Here is a 15,028-nt window from a genome sequence, read left to right on the forward strand (position 1 = left end):
AATATAAAAAAAGGACTCAATTGAGTCCTTTTTTAATTCGATTTCTAAATTAAATTAGAAACGGAATTTAGTATTTAAGCCGATAGTTTGTGTATCGTAGCTAGTAGAAGCATTTTTAACGTCAGCTTTCATGTACGATGCACCAACTGCTAAAGCTGGAGTAATGAAGTAGTTTACGTTACCACCCCAAGCTTGACGGAATTCACCAAGGTCATTACCTTTGATGTCAGCTACGCCATCGTTACCAATGAAAGATGCGCCAACACTTAACTTAGGAGTTAAGTAAAGGTCAGTTTTCAAACCGTATTGATTTTCTTGACCGAAAGCACCAGCAGCTTCAAAACCAATCGCCATGTTAGTTCCATCGATTGGACCTACATATTTAGCACGTGCTGTAACAGCATCTTGGTCGTCTTGAATCGCAGCAGTTTGGTTTACAGCAGAGTAGATACCGTTGCTGATGATGCCAAAGTTGTCTAAAGCGAATTGGTTAGCAACACTTGTATAACCAACAGTCATCAAGAAGTTAGGTAACAACATAGCACCAACTTCTAATGCATAACGGTCACCGTTGTCATCTTTAGAGAAGTTGTTTTTACCATCAACATCAGTGTGGTTGTAAGTTGCGCTAGCATATACAGGAAGGTAAGGAGTAGGAACATAAGCCTCACCTTTAACACCGTAAGTACCAACGTGGTAGTTTACGTTGCCTTGGTCATACTGTTGGTAGCTGTAACCTACAGATACGTTAGAAGCTTGGTTCAAGAAAGCTGCTTCAGCTAAAGGACCTTTAGTGGTATCAACATTTTTTAAATAGTATGTACCAGCAACGTCACCAGTGAAGTTTTTATCGTTTGCAGTTGTGTCAACATATTCAGATTGACCTTGAACTTCAAATTGATAAGCATGAGCACCGGTCATGGCTAATAGTACAGCAGTGGCTAAACCAAGTTTTTTCATAATCATTTCCAGCAATAACAAGAGATAAAGCTGGGGTCATTGTATTGTAACAATTTATGAAGTCAACAATGAAAAAAAGGAATGTTAAAGATATTTGACACTTATGTTAAAATTGGTGAAAAACTAATCAAATGAAAAGTAAATTGTCAACCTGATAAAAAAATGAACATTTACAAGAGGCTAATAATTATATTTCATAACGAATTTAGAAATAAATGTTTAAAAGTTATTACAAATACGATTGGAAAAAATGATTAATATGATCGGTTTTAACATTAAGTAAATTGTAGAGTTGCTTACATGTTGAGTAAAAATTCACCAATTTATTATCGTATTCATACTATTTTGAGGAGTAGTTAACAATATTTAGATTAGTTTAACTAAAAAATTTAACTATTTTTAATTATTATATAAGTGAATAAAATAAAAGAAATCTCTATTTTAAGTTGAAAAATCGATTAAATTTTTAATTCTGATTAATTTAATCGACTTTACAAAAGTAGAGATAAGTCACATAATTCAATCGCAAAGTTCACTGCCTAACGTTTTTAGGATTTAAAGTGCTTTCCCAGATACGATGTGTGTATCACATCAGACTTTACGAGCTCAGCTTTCCCCAAGGTTGAGCTTTTTTTTATCTATAAGAAAATCTTAAAATTATAAGAAAATTTATATGAACTTTATTGGAAAATAATAGAACAAAAAGAACCCAGCTTAAAGCTGGGCAGTGGATGCTGGGAGAAGCGCATCCAAGAGGATAACTAGATATGTTTATTATCATTGCTAAAAATTTTTAATCTGTAAAATAGAGTTTTTTTATAAAAATCATTTAATTTTTCGATACTATTTATTTAAGCTTACTAAAATCTAGAAGCCGTATAATTATTAAAAGAGAAATGAAGGTTTTATTGATGAAATTCTAGTTATTAAAATGCTAGGATGGATTTAAGCCTAATTTATATCGTATTAAAAATGGCAGGACATTTACGGAGTACCAGCTAGAAATGTCAGGATTACGTTCAGAGCATATTAGTAATCGACTGTTCTTTTTTATGCTGGTTATTATTTTGTCCTTATTATTCATGGCTGTACCACTTATTGTGGGAAGCTATCAGGATTATATAAAAACTAGACAAGCCTTAGCCGAAATAAAAAGTTTAAGAGCAGTAGCAGATATTGCCTATAAAATTTCTAAGGAGCGTGCTCCTGCCAATAAGATGATGTCGAGCAGTCCTAGTGATTTATTAAAGAATCAGCAAGAATTAAAAAAGTTTCGTTTAATTGTTGATGCGCAAATTGATACAAGCATTCTTATCTTAAAACAAGCAGGCTATGTTTCATTAGCAAATGAGCTGCAAACCAATTTCAAAGAAAATCTTAGACAAGCCCGACGTGTCGTTGATTATTACGGTGAAACTCCCTATGGAGCCAGAACTTCCGTTCAAATGGATAATGCTATTTTAGGAATGTTTGGAGTCTGGGATCATTGCAGGGAAATACTGCAAAAACTGATGTTGCAGCTAAAAAGTAAAGATAGCCGTATTTCTAATTACTTTACGCTCATTATAGTTTTAACCGATATGCGCGATCAGGCGGGACGGATGGCGTCTAATATTATTGCTCCTGTGAGCTTTAATGAAGAAATTCCAAGTAATAATCGCGCACGTTCTCTGCAAACTCAGCATCAATCTAGATATTTATGGATTTTGGTCGATACCTTACAGCCTGAACAGGCAAAGACTCCTGAATACCGTCGGTTATATGCCCGAGTGAAATCAGAATTTATAGATAAGGGTATTCCGATTGTACAAAACCTATTAGATGAAAGCCAAAAAGGGGAGCCATATGATTTAAATGGCACCCAATTGACAGAAGCAATCGTAGGTAAATTTACTACAGTGGTTGATTTACAAAGTTATATTCTTGATGAAAGTGTAGCAATTGCAACTCAAGAAAATATAAGTGCCCGAAAAGGTTTTCTTTTAACTTTATTAATATCTTTAATTTCTTTAGCTACAGCTTTACTTACGCTTAATTATGCACAAAGAAGGGTTTTTTCTCCTTTAATAAAAGCAAGGACTTTAATTTTAGATTTATCGCGTAGTTCTAATCATTGGACAGATGAGATGAATATGACAACAAAAGGTGAATTTCTTTCCCTGTTTGAAGCGATTGATCGATTACAGCGTATGTTGCAGCAGCGCGATGCTTTTGAATTTCAATTAAAGAATATTGCTAATACAGATCCATTAACTGGTGTGTCCAACCGCTTAGCTTTATCTGAATATTTAAAAATTGTTGAAAGTTATCCTCAAAAATTTACGCAAACCTGTTTAATGATTATAGATATTGATCGTTTTAAACAGGTGAATGACCAATATGGGCATATTGTAGGTGACCATGTCATTGTCAGTATTGCCGAGCAATTAAAGCAAAATATTCGAAGTTCGGATTTAATTGTTCGTTATGGTGGAGATGAGTTTTTAATATTATTAGAACAGGTGCAATTTGTAGATGCTCGTCTTTTAGCAGAGAAAATTCGGATTGCGATTTCTTTAGAAGAGATTTGTTTATCTGGTTCAGATGAAAAATTGCATGTGTCTGTAAGTATTGGTTTTGCCATAGGCGCGGCGAGTTGGATAGAGCTTTTAGAGAAAGCCGACCGTTCACTATTAAGAGCTAAAGCCCGAGGACGAAATGCAGTTGAAGGATAAAAAAGCCGGAAATGAGTTCCGGCTTTTTTATTCAATAAATTATTTCAACATCGGTTTTAAGAAGCGACCCGTATGGGAAATCTCAACCTCAGCCACTTGTTCAGGTGTACCTTCGGCAATGATCATACCACCGCCTGAGCCACCTTCAGGACCTAAGTCCACAACCCAGTCCGCTGTTTTAATGACGTCAAGGTTATGTTCAATCACCACAATGGTATTACCCTTGTTGCGTAGCTCATGCAAAATGTCGAGTAACTTAGCAATATCGTGGAAATGCAGACCTGTTGTTGGTTCATCCAAGATATATAAAGTTTTACCCGTATCTCGTTTTGCTAACTCACGTGCAAGTTTTACACGCTGTGCTTCACCACCAGAGAGAGTGGTCGCAGCTTGACCTAAACGAATATAGCCTAAGCCCACCTGAGTTAAGGTTTCTAAACGGCGGTGAATGACTGGAATTGCACTAAAGAATTCAGCAGCATCTTCAACCGTCATTTCTAAAACATCAGAAATGTTTTTGCCTTTATAACCGACTTCAAGTGTTTCACGGTTATAACGTTTGCCATGACATGCATCGCAAGGTACATACATGTCTGGCAAGAAGTGCATTGCGACCTTAATCATGCCATCGCCTTCACAGGCTTCACAGCGTCCGCCTTTCACGTTAAACGAGAAACGGCCTGCACTATAACCACGGGCTTTTGCCTCTGGTGTTTGAGCAAATAACTCACGGATTGGCGTAAATAACCCTGTGTACGTTGCAGGGTTAGAGCGTGGTGTACGTCCAATCGGGCTTTGGTCAATATCAACGACTTTATCTAGATGTTGTAGGCCATCAATTGAATCAAACTTCTCAGCTGTTAAGGTGGTTGCACCATTGAGCTGTGTTGCAGCCAATGGAAGTAACGTACGGTTGATTAGTGTCGATTTACCTGAACCTGAAACGCCAGTTACACAAGTCATAATGCCGAGCGGAATTTTCAAATCGACATTTTTAAGGTTATGACCACTTGCACCAGAAAGTTTAATGAACTCATCTGGACGTGGCGATTGAGTCCGTTGTTTTGGTATTTCAATTTTGAGTTTGCCAGAAAGGTATTGACCTGTGAGTGAGTCAGCATGGCTAGCCAATTCATCATAAGTTCCTTCGGCAATAATCACACCACCATGTATCCCAGCTCCCGGACCGATATCAATAATATGGTCGGCTGCACGAATAGCATCTTCATCGTGTTCAACGACTAATACCGTATTACCTAAATCACGTAAGCGAATCAGTGTTTGTAATAGACGATCATTATCGCGTTGATGTAGGCCAATCGATGGTTCATCAAGGACATACATCACACCCATTAAACCTGCACCAATTTGTGAGGCTAAACGGATACGCTGTGCTTCACCGCCCGATAACGTTTCGGCAGAACGAGCTAAACTTAAATAGTTAAGTCCAACACTCACCAAGAAATGTAAACGCTCTCGAATCTCTTTAAAGATTTTATCGGCGATTTCACCTTTAGCACCTTCAAGATTTAAATCTTGATAATAACTTTCAGCATCACCAATCGACATGCGGGTAATGTCGGCAATCGTTTTATCTTTAACGCGGACATGACGTGAAATTTCATTAAGACGTGAACCATCACATGCATCACACGCTGCATTAGAAAGATATTGCGCTAAATCATCTCGTACATAGTTACTTTCAGTTTCACGGTAACGACGTTCAAGGTGCGGCAAAATTCCTTCAAATGGTTGCACGCGAGTATGTTTACGGCCACGCTCATCGATATAGCTTAAATCAACTTTTTCTTTGCCAGTGCCTTGTAAGAATTTCTTTTGAGTGTCTTTATCTAGCTGGTTCCAAGGTGTATCAAGTTGAAAACCAAAATGATCGGCAACTTTTTGTAGCATCGAATAGTAATATGGACGTTGACGATCCCAGCCACGAATAGCCCCTTCACTAATTGCAAGATCTGGATTTGGAATGAGCTTTTCAGAACTAAAATGACTGCGTGTACCTAAGCCATCGCAAACAGGGCAGGCACCGAACGGGTTATTAAATGAAAATAAGCGAGGCTCAAGCTCTGCGACTGCACGATCACACTCAGGACATGAATGCTTCGCAGAAAAAACGCGATCAGGATGTTCGCCATTCATCCATGACAAAACAGCAATATCGCCACCTAAACGCAGTGCAGTTTCAAATGATTCGGCAATACGGTTACCTAAGTCTTCACGCACTTTAAAGCGGTCAACGACAACTTCGATAGTATGCTTTTTCTTTTTGTCGAGTTCGGGTGGCGTATCAATATCAATGATTTCACCATCAACACGGGCACGAACAAAACCTTGACCTTGTAGTTGCTCGAACAGGTTACTGTATTCACCTTTACGTTCACGAACGACAGGGGCAAGCAACATGAGTGCTGTGCCTTCTTCAAGTGTTTTTACCGCATCGACCATTTCAGAAATAGTTTGCGCAACCATCGGCAAGTCGTGTTCAGGGCAGTAAGGTGTGCCGACACGTGCATAAAGCAAACGCAAATAGTCATAAATTTCGGTAATCGTACCAACCGTTGAACGAGGGTTATGACTCGTTGATTTTTGCTCAATGGCAATCGCTGGAGATAAACCTTCAATCGAGTCGACTTCTGGCTTTTCCATTTGCGATAAAAACTGGCGAGCATAGGCCGAAAGCGATTCGACGTAACGGCGTTGTCCTTCGGCGTACAGGGTATCGAAGGCAAGAGAAGATTTTCCTGAACCTGATAACCCCGTAATTACCACAAACTTATCGCGTGGAATATCGAGAGACACATTTTTTAAATTATGGGTACGTGCGCCTCGAATACGGATATGACTTTGGCTCATAAAACATCTCAATTATGTATTAATGAAAATTTAGGTGTTGTTTTGATTAGCACAGGGAGATGTGGCTATTTATAAACAACAGACCATATATATGATAACGATTTAAAATTGTTCAAGTGGTACAAAATGATTTAAAGCGACAAATTGTGACGGTTAAACGACAATCGACAAAATTTGTTTAAATAAGCAGGTTGTATTTTTAACATTCCTTTCTTTTGATTTCTACTTCTTAGCAAATTTTATTGAGCAACATAATTTTACTAGACGACTGGTCTAATAGTGGAGTATGGTGTTTACATGAAACGATTAAATAAAAGCGAAAATACGCGACAACATATTTTGGATACGAGCTTTGAGCTGGTATTACACAAAGGATTTGTCGGTGTTGGTTTGCAAGAAATTTTAAAGACTTGTGACGTACCCAAAGGTTCGTTCTATCACTACTTTGCTTCGAAAGAGGCATTTGGTTGTGCTTTGCTAGAGCAATACATGGCCAATTATAAGGTTCGTATGGAACAACTTTGGCAGCACAGTGAACAAAGTGCTCATGCCCGTTTAATGGCGTTGTGGCAGGCGTGGATTGATGATCCCGTATATGGCAGCTGGGCTGAAAACTGCTTGATTGTGAAATTGGCGGCAGAGATTTCTGATTTGTCGGAAGACATGCGCCAAATTCTCAATGATGGTGTGTACAAATTAACGCAGCGTCTAGCTTTACTACTCAAAGAAGGGCAACAAGAAGGGTCAATTCCAAAACATATTGATCCTTTGAAAACTGCGCAAGTCATGTATCAGTTATGGTTGGGTGCAGCTTTACTCACAAAATTGTCTCAAGACAAAGCACATCTACATTTAGCTTTAGAAACGACCCAACAACTCTTAAAACCGATAGAGGAATAAAGAATGCGAAGTATTATCCATGGTAATTTTGGCGAACCTGTAGACGTTTTAGAACAGGCGGATATACCAAAGCCAGAACCAAAAGCAGGTGAAGTGCGTATTAAAACCATCATGTCTCCAATTCATAATCATGATGTATGGACGGTACGCGGAAGTTATGGCTACAAGCCTACTTTACCCGCTATTGGTGGTAGTGAAGCCGTTGGTATTGTTGATGCGTTGGGCGAAGGCGTTACTCATGTACAGGTAGGGCAACGTATCGCAGTTGCATCTGTTCATGGCAGTTGGGCTGAATATTTTATTGCACCAGCGCAAGGGCTTATTCCACTCAATAATGAAATTGATGATGAAACAGCAGCACAGCTGATTGGTATGCCAATTAGTGCCCTGATGCTTTTAGATTTTGTTAACGTTCAACCGGGTCAATGGCTCATTCAAAACACGGCAAATGGTGCAGTAGGTAAAACAGTTGCGATGATTGCACAGGCACGTGGTTTACCTGTGATTAATCTGGTTCGTCGTACTGATGCAATTGCCGAGATGCAGGCATTAGGTATTCAACATGTTGTTGCGACTGATCAGCCAAACTGGAAAGAGCAAGTTAAACAGATTCATGGCGACCAACCTCTTATTGCTGGTGTGGACTCGATTGGTGGCAGCGCAAGTGGGGAAATGCTGAATTTACTCAGTGAAAATAGTCTATTGGTTTCGTTTGGCAGTATGACTGGTGAAACCATGCAAATTTCATCGGGCGATTTGATTTTCAAACAAGCGACAGTAAAAGGTTTCTGGGCGAGTGTAGTCAATAAAGAAATGCCAGCAGCTCGTAAAAAGGAACTGATTGTTGAGTTATTAACTTTAGCAACTCAGAAAAAATTAATCCTACCTGTAGAAGGTGTGTTTAGTTTTGATGAGATTAAAACAGCTGCCCAAAGAGCAACACAAGGTGCTCGCCAAGGCAAAGTATTGCTAAAGCCGTAACACACTAAAAGATCAGTCGAGAGACTGATCTTTTTTCATATCTTTAAAATAAAAAGGAAAACTATATGATCGGACAAATATTCATTGCGCTTATTGCCATATTACATGTCTACATTTTAGTGCTAGAGATGTTTTTATGGGACAAGCCTTATGGCATGAAAGCATTTGGAAATAATGCAGAGAAAGCAAAACTCACCAAAGTTATGGCACAGAACCAAGGGCTTTATAATGGTTTTTTAGCGGCGGGTTTGTTTTGGTCTTTATTGGCTGATGCACCGTTTGCGACATCAATCGCTAATTTCTTTTTAGGCTGTGTACTCATTGCAGGTATCTATGGTGGTCTGACTGCCAGTAAAAAGATTATTTATATTCAGGCAGTTCCAGCATTGATTGCTTTAGTCGCTGTTAATTTTCTTTAAAAAGCGCAGAATACAGCGTTTTGAAATGGAAATGATCGGGTAGGATCAGTGTATGTGGGCGTTATTTTTAAAATGTATGTTGGGGGCTGGGGTTGTCCTCATTATTTCGATTTTATCGAAAAGTAAGGCATTTTATATTGCTGGTTTAGTCCCACTTTTTCCTACCTTTGCCTTGATTGCTCATGTGATTGTCTATCAGCAAAAAGGGGCGGAGGCATTACAAAAAACCGCTCTGTTTGGCCTATGGTCACTTATTCCTTATGCCATTTATTTAGTTGCTGTTTATGTGCTGGCAACACGGATGTCGATGTGGTCTTGTCTAGAATTGGCAACCCTTTGTTGGGTCGTGGCTGCAGCAGGTTTAATTTATGGTTGGCAGCTATTTCAGCATTAAAAGATTAAGAGAAATCTCTTAATCTTTTAAATTGAACTATTTTTATGAATGCTCAACAACACGGGTTTTGAGCATACCTTCAACTAAATTAATCATCTTTTGGCGAGAAAGAATTCGAGGCAATTGAGACGTCAAATAGTTGCTACATCCCACCACAACTGTTGCTTTATTCTTATCTAATGCTTTAACGGTTGCCGACACAACGTCCTCAACTGTAGAGCTTTTCATACCACTCGTATCTGCATTTGCGACCTGAGTAAAATTGGTTTCGGTATTGCCCGGACAAACTGCCAGAAATTTAACTCCTGAAGAACTATATTCTCCTGCAAGTGCTTCAGTAAACTGCAATACGTACGATTTACTTGCACCATAGACAGCAATATAGGGTAACGGCTGGAACGCGCCTGTCGATGAAATATTAATCATGATGCCTTTTTTGTTCGCAAGCATGTGGGGCAAAAATAAATAACATAAAGACGTTACGCTGCTGATATTAAGCGTGATCATTTCTTGATAGGTAGATATAGATTGATCTAGAAATTTAGTCCATTTACCAAACCCTGCGTTATTAATTAAAATCTCTACCGATAAGTTTCTAGCTTGTATTTCATCAAATAAGTCTTGAGCTGAATTGAGTTGAGCTAAATCTAAAACGATCACCTCAACATTCACGTTATATTTTTTTCTGAGTTCATCGGCTAAATCATTTAGTTTTTGTTCAGAGCGTGCTGTTAAAATTAAATGAATTCCTAAAGATGCAAGTTCTTGAGCATAGGCTTTACCTATTCCTGAAGATGCGCCTGTAATTAATGCTGTTGAATTTTTAAATATTGAAAGATGAGCACTCATTTTATTGGTCCGTAATAAAAGAAGTCATTACGATAAACCTTGTCCCTAAGGGCAGAGTCAAGCACTCATTTTGAAAGCTATTTGCAGATTTTAATCAGCTGTTTTAGGCAGAAATCTTATTTGTAATATAAGTCTGAATAATCTCATCTTCCAGTTCTTTTAAATCTTCTTGTAAACGGTTTAACGCTTTTTTTTGCTCAATAATTTGTTGGTTCTTTTTTTGAATAAGCTGCTGTGCAATTTCTACAGGAAAGCGATTATTTTTATATTTTAAAGCTGACAGGTCATAAAGCTCAGAAAGACTAAATCCAACAGCTTGTGCAAGGCGGATCATCTTAACTGATTTAACATCAATCTCTTCATAAATACGATAATTGCCTTTTCTTTTTGCGACTGGTAGCAAGCCTAATTTTTCATAATGCCGAATGGCTTTAGGAGTGGCTCCAGTTAAAGATGCTAATTCGCCGATATACATATTTATCTCGCATTTTATTAAAAACGGTCAGCGTATTGAACGATCTGACCGGTTCTTTTGAAGTTTTAAATATGGTCTAAACCTAGCCATTGTCTTTGGTGGTAGGCGCTATCCCAAAATAACCATTCAAGTTTTGCACCCATAGTATACGCGGCATGCATTTTCTCTAAAGTGTCTGCATCACAACGTGCGGCAACCTTGTCTACCGTCGCAATCACATTCCGAACGGCTATATGAAACTCTTCACCGGCATAGGTATCAATCCATGCTTGGTAAGGGTTATTAGGAATTGATTTATCTACAATATCTTTACCGACTTCGGCATAAATCCAGAAGCAAGGTAACAGTGCAGCGAGTACAACAGGGTAGCTTTCAGACCAAGCAGTTGCTGTTAAGAATGAAGTGTAATGATGGCCTGCTAAAGTTAATGGGGTGTTTTTAAATTCTTCTTTGGTTACCCCAAAGTTTTTCATGAAGTCATCATGCAAACTACGCTCCACCACAATTGCAATTTTAGCGGCATCTGAAAATTGCATAATATCGTCAGCCTCGAACGCTTTTGCTGCTGCAATAGCAAGTACGCGACCATAAGCCACTAAGTATTGAGCATCTTGGATGACATAATGACAAAAAGCTTCTTTATCTAAAGTACCGTTAGCAAGTTCCTGATTAAAAGGCAGGTCGAGAATTTTCTGATATAAATTTAAATTACGTTGCCAGAGTTCTTGAGAAAAAAGCATAAAATCATTCCATTTAAAATAAGACAGCTGAACCTGATTTTAAATCAATTTTAAAATACAAAAATAATAATGATAGATATATCGCAAGAAAATATTTAATACGATTAATAAGTTAATTAAAAATTATAAATTTCTTTATTAAACAGAGAGATAAAGTAACGGGAATAACGGCACAAAACAACATCGTTTTGTGGTTAATTATCGATATAATAGCCGCGGTTTTAAGAAAGATTAAATTTAGTTCTTGGTATAGGTCTGATCCATGAAGCATTTCCGATTTTCGATATTTTTTACGGTGGTGTGTTTAGCACTATCCGCGTATTGGGGTTTTACCCATGGACCTGAAGCTGGCGTGTCTACCATGCTTAAAGCTTTAACAATTACAGCGATTTTAGCGGTAATGGAGGTCTCTTTATCTTTTGACAATGCTGTCGTAAATGCATCGGTTCTACGTAATTGGGATCCGTTCTGGAAAATGATCTTTTTAACGGTAGGTATTTTAATCGCCGTTTTTGGTATGCGTCTGATTTTCCCTGTCGTGATTGTTGCTGTAACCGCTGATATGGGTGTTATTGAAGTGGCAAAATTGGCACTCAATGATCCGAAAACTTATTCTGAGCGCTTAATGGCGCACCACGCTGAAATTTCAGCTTTTGGTGGAACATTCCTATTATTGGTTTTCTTAAACTTCTTCTTTGATGATGAAAAAGAAACCCATTGGTTTAGATGGCTTGAATCTAAACTTTCAAGTTTAGCTAGCGTACCTGCAATGTCTGTTTTTATTGCTTTGATCGCTTTAATTGTGATGGCTGGTTATGTAGATGACCATCAACGTTTAGCAGTGACCATGGCCGGTATTTGGGGCATTGTGGTTTACATTGGCGTTGAAGTATTAAGTCATTTGTTAGGTGGTGAGCCTGAAATTGATGAAAATGGTAATGCTGTATTACAAGATGGCTCGGGTGCTGCGTCTGGTGTGGTTAAAGCTGGTTTAGGTGGTTTCTTATATCTTGAAGTATTAGATGCATCATTCAGCTTTGACGGTGTGATCGGTGCTTTTGCAATCACCAGCGACGTTGTTGTGATTATGCTAGGTCTTGCAATCGGTGCTATTTTTGTCCGTTCAATGACTGTTTACCTTGTTGAAAAAGGCACGCTAGATGCTTACGTGTTCTTAGAGCATGGTGCGCATTACGCGATTGGTGCTTTAGCATTCATTATGATTGCAAGTGGTACAGGTGTACATGTACCTGAAGTTGTCACAGGTTTAATTGGTGTAGCGTTTATTGTGTGGGCTGTTATTGCTTCAATTCAATATTCGAAGCGCGAGCAACAGTCGCCTTAAGCTAATTTTCAGTAAAGTTGTTTAGAATAAAGAGGCTGAATGCCTCTTTATTTTTTTAAGCTGAAATCGTTAATTTAAATAAGGTGTCCCGTATTTTTAGAAACGAATCGGCTTATAATTTGCCTAGTTTGATAAACGTGTATTGATATGATGAATGCTTTGGAACGTCGCTCAACTTTTGCCTTAAGTAGTATTTTTGCGCTACGCATGTTGGGTTTGTTCATGATTATTCCTGTCTTTTCTGTAGTCGGGCAGTCATATCAATATGCAACTCCAGCACTCATTGGTTTGGCTGTAGGTGTCTATGGTTTAAGTCAGGCTATTTTACAAATTCCTTTTAGCTTACTGGCTGACCGTTTTAGCCGTAAACCTCTCGTGGTACTTGGCTTATTGCTGTTTGCTATTGGCGGTGCAATTGCTGGTTTATCTGACACGATTTATGGCGTGATTATTGGCCGTGCCATAGCAGGTGCGGGTGCAGTTTCAGCAGTCGTGATGGCACTTTTGGCCGATGTGACGCGTGAAGAACAACGTACTAAAGCCATGGCTGCGATGGGCATGAGTATTGGTCTGTCTTTTGTGGTGGCGTTTAGTCTGGGGCCTTGGCTCACAAGTCTTGTCGGCATTTCTGGTTTGTTCTTTGTCACGACCATTATGGGTTTAATCGCGATTTTGATGTTATTGCTTGTACCTAAAGTAACTCGTCATCATCGTAATTATCAGCAAGGCTACATAGCGCAGCTTAAGCAAGTCATTCAAATGGGTGATTTAAACCGTTTACACGTTTCGGTTTTTGCATTGCATTTATTGCTTACAGCCATGTTTATTTATGTGCCTTCACAACTTATCGAGTTTGCCCATATTCCTTTGGCAAGCCATGGTTTGGTATATCTACCGTTATTGGTTATTAGCCTGTTTTTTGCATTTCCAAGCATTATCGTGGCTGAAAAATATCGCAAAATGCGAGGCATTTTCTTAACGGCAATTACAGGCATTATTGCAGGTTTGTTGCTGCTTATATTTGGTTATCAATCAAAATATGTATTACTCGCAGGCTTAGGTATTTTCTTCATTGCTTTTAATGTGATGGAAGCTTTATTGCCATCTTGGTTATCAAAATGTGCGCCAATTCAATCAAAAGCAACTGCTATGGGTGTAAATGCCAGTAGTCAGTTTTTAGGTGCTTTTTTTGGTGGCACGCTAGGTGGTCAATTATTGATGTTACATAATACTGCGATTGGATGGAGTGTCTTAACAGGGATTGCTATAATATGGTTGCTAATTAGTTTTGGTTTAGCTCAGCCGCGGTATTTGTCATCGATTGTGTTGCCATTACCGCAAGTGCAACAGGTGAATGAGTGGACCACACAGCTATTGGCAATTCGTGGTATAGAAGAAGTTGTGGTGATGCCTGACCAGCAAGTTGCTTATATTAAAGTCGATAAACAGACTCTTGATGAGGCTGCGCGACGTGATTTAACGCAATTGTTCGGTAAAGAGGTAGCCATTTAAGCATAACTCTTATAAAGTAAAACATAGAAATGAATAGGATGAAGACAGCTAATGCGTGGTGTAAATAAGGTTATTTTGGTTGGTACTTTGGGTCGTGATCCTGAAACAAAAACTTTTCCAAATGGGGGCTCGCTGACTCAATTTTCAATCGCAACAAGTGAAGCTTGGACCGATAAAACTTCAGGTGAGCGTAAAGAACAAACTGAATGGCACCGTATTGTTTTGCATAACCGTTTAGGTGAAATTGCTCAGCAGTTCCTACGTAAAGGTTCTAAGGTTTATATTGAAGGTTCATTACGCACGCGTCAGTGGACTGATCAAAATGGCCAAGAGCGCTATACAACAGAAATTCGTGGCGAACAGATGCAAATGTTAGATGGTCGTCAACAAGGTGAACAAGGTTTCGCTGGCGGTAATGATTTTAACCAACCACGTTTTAACGCACCTCAACAAGGTGGTAATGGTTATCAAAATAATAATAACCAAGGTGGCGGCTATGGCCAAAACAATGGCGGTGGTTATGGCGGCCAAGGTGGTTTCGGTAATGGTGGTAACAGCCCACAAGGTGGTGGTTTCGCTCCTAAAGCGCCACAACAACCTGCGTCTGCACCAGCTGATTTAGACGACGATTTACCGTTCTAATGGAATTGATAGAAATAGTTTTATAAAATTATTTCTATCAACCCTACATTAAAAGAAAGTTTGCAGACATTATAAAGAAATCTGCAAACTTTTTTATTGCTATAAGATTTAAAAAAATGCATTTATAAGAAACGTTTCTTTATTTTATAAGACAAAACTATTGTTCATATCTTATGAATTAATTTGATGGTTGCATTAAAAAAATATAACTTCTGATATCATATGG

General features: G+C 38.5%; 13 protein-coding genes. 8 read left to right on the forward strand and 5 right to left on the reverse strand.

Translation table 11 applies throughout. From position 1 onward, the window contains the following. Window positions 1–54: 54 nt before the first annotated feature. Window positions 55–960 (reverse strand): porin Omp33-36, encoded by a 906-nt coding sequence (gene omp33-36 / locus ODQ17_RS08415; RefSeq protein WP_005300691.1) that lies wholly within the window; start codon window positions 958–960, stop codon window positions 55–57. A gap of 1,004 nt (window positions 961–1,964) precedes the next feature. Between omp33-36 and ODQ17_RS08420 the strand changes: the two genes are divergently transcribed. Continuing rightward, window positions 1,965–3,674, forward strand: coding sequence for a GGDEF domain-containing protein (locus ODQ17_RS08420; protein WP_312821246.1), 1,710 nt, complete (start codon window positions 1,965–1,967; stop codon window positions 3,672–3,674). 39 nt (window positions 3,675–3,713) lie between these two features. On the opposite strand, the gene uvrA is transcribed toward ODQ17_RS08420, so the two are convergent. After that, entirely contained in the window at window positions 3,714–6,545 is a 2,832-nt protein-coding gene (gene uvrA / locus ODQ17_RS08425) for an excinuclease ABC subunit UvrA (RefSeq protein WP_322902909.1), read from the reverse strand. Between the two features lie 297 nt (window positions 6,546–6,842). Here uvrA and ODQ17_RS08430 point away from each other — a divergent pair, with 297 nt between their 5' ends. The 4 genes from ODQ17_RS08430 to ODQ17_RS08445 all read left to right on the forward strand — a co-directional run bounded on the left by ODQ17_RS08430 (window position 6,843) and on the right by ODQ17_RS08445 (window position 9,239). Continuing rightward, window positions 6,843–7,445, forward strand: a complete 603-nt coding sequence (locus ODQ17_RS08430; protein ID WP_322902911.1) for a TetR/AcrR family transcriptional regulator — start codon at window positions 6,843–6,845, stop codon at window positions 7,443–7,445. Between the two features lie 3 nt (window positions 7,446–7,448). After that, complete coding sequence (locus ODQ17_RS08435) at window positions 7,449–8,426, forward strand: zinc-binding dehydrogenase (RefSeq protein WP_322902913.1); 978 nt, start codon at window positions 7,449–7,451, stop codon at window positions 8,424–8,426. 65 nt (window positions 8,427–8,491) lie between these two features. Continuing rightward, a complete protein-coding gene (locus tag ODQ17_RS08440) occupies window positions 8,492–8,845 on the forward strand; it encodes a DUF1304 domain-containing protein (protein ID WP_002053763.1) in 354 nt (117 codons plus the stop codon). 52 nt (window positions 8,846–8,897) lie between these two features. After that, entirely contained in the window at window positions 8,898–9,239 is a 342-nt protein-coding gene (locus tag ODQ17_RS08445) for a GlpM family protein (RefSeq protein WP_312821241.1), read from the forward strand. Between the two features lie 42 nt (window positions 9,240–9,281). Here the strand turns inward: ODQ17_RS08445 and ODQ17_RS08450 are convergent, their stop codons facing one another. The 3 genes from ODQ17_RS08450 to tenA form a co-directional block, all read right to left on the reverse strand. After that, window positions 9,282–10,088, reverse strand: coding sequence for an SDR family NAD(P)-dependent oxidoreductase (locus tag ODQ17_RS08450; protein ID WP_322902914.1), 807 nt, complete (start codon window positions 10,086–10,088; stop codon window positions 9,282–9,284). Window positions 10,089–10,191: 103 nt separating this feature from the next. Next, on the reverse strand, window positions 10,192–10,563 hold the full coding sequence (locus ODQ17_RS08455; RefSeq protein WP_049837507.1) for a MerR family transcriptional regulator: 372 nt from the start codon (window positions 10,561–10,563) through the stop codon (window positions 10,192–10,194). 65 nt (window positions 10,564–10,628) lie between these two features. Then, window positions 10,629–11,303: a thiaminase II gene (gene tenA, locus ODQ17_RS08460; protein WP_151768131.1), complete on the reverse strand. Its 675-nt coding sequence runs from the start codon at window positions 11,301–11,303 to the stop codon at window positions 10,629–10,631. Window positions 11,304–11,565: 262 nt separating this feature from the next. On the opposite strand from tenA, the gene ODQ17_RS08465 reads away from it, so the two are divergent. From ODQ17_RS08465 to ssb, 3 genes are all read left to right on the forward strand, one after another. Then, complete coding sequence (locus ODQ17_RS08465; protein WP_005300706.1) at window positions 11,566–12,648, forward strand: DUF475 domain-containing protein; 1,083 nt, start codon at window positions 11,566–11,568, stop codon at window positions 12,646–12,648. 147 nt (window positions 12,649–12,795) lie between these two features. After that, on the forward strand, window positions 12,796–14,160 hold the full coding sequence (locus ODQ17_RS08470) for an MFS transporter (RefSeq protein ID WP_005300707.1): 1,365 nt from the start codon (window positions 12,796–12,798) through the stop codon (window positions 14,158–14,160). A 51-nt stretch (window positions 14,161–14,211) separates the two neighbouring features. Further along, complete coding sequence (gene ssb, locus ODQ17_RS08475; RefSeq protein WP_005300710.1) at window positions 14,212–14,802, forward strand: single-stranded DNA-binding protein; 591 nt, start codon at window positions 14,212–14,214, stop codon at window positions 14,800–14,802. The last annotated feature ends 226 nt before the right edge of the window (window positions 14,803–15,028 follow it).

Origin of the sequence: Acinetobacter sp. IRS14, from assembly GCF_034650275.1 — a bacterium.
Classification (GTDB): Bacteria; Pseudomonadota; Gammaproteobacteria; order Pseudomonadales; family Moraxellaceae; genus Acinetobacter; species Acinetobacter oleivorans.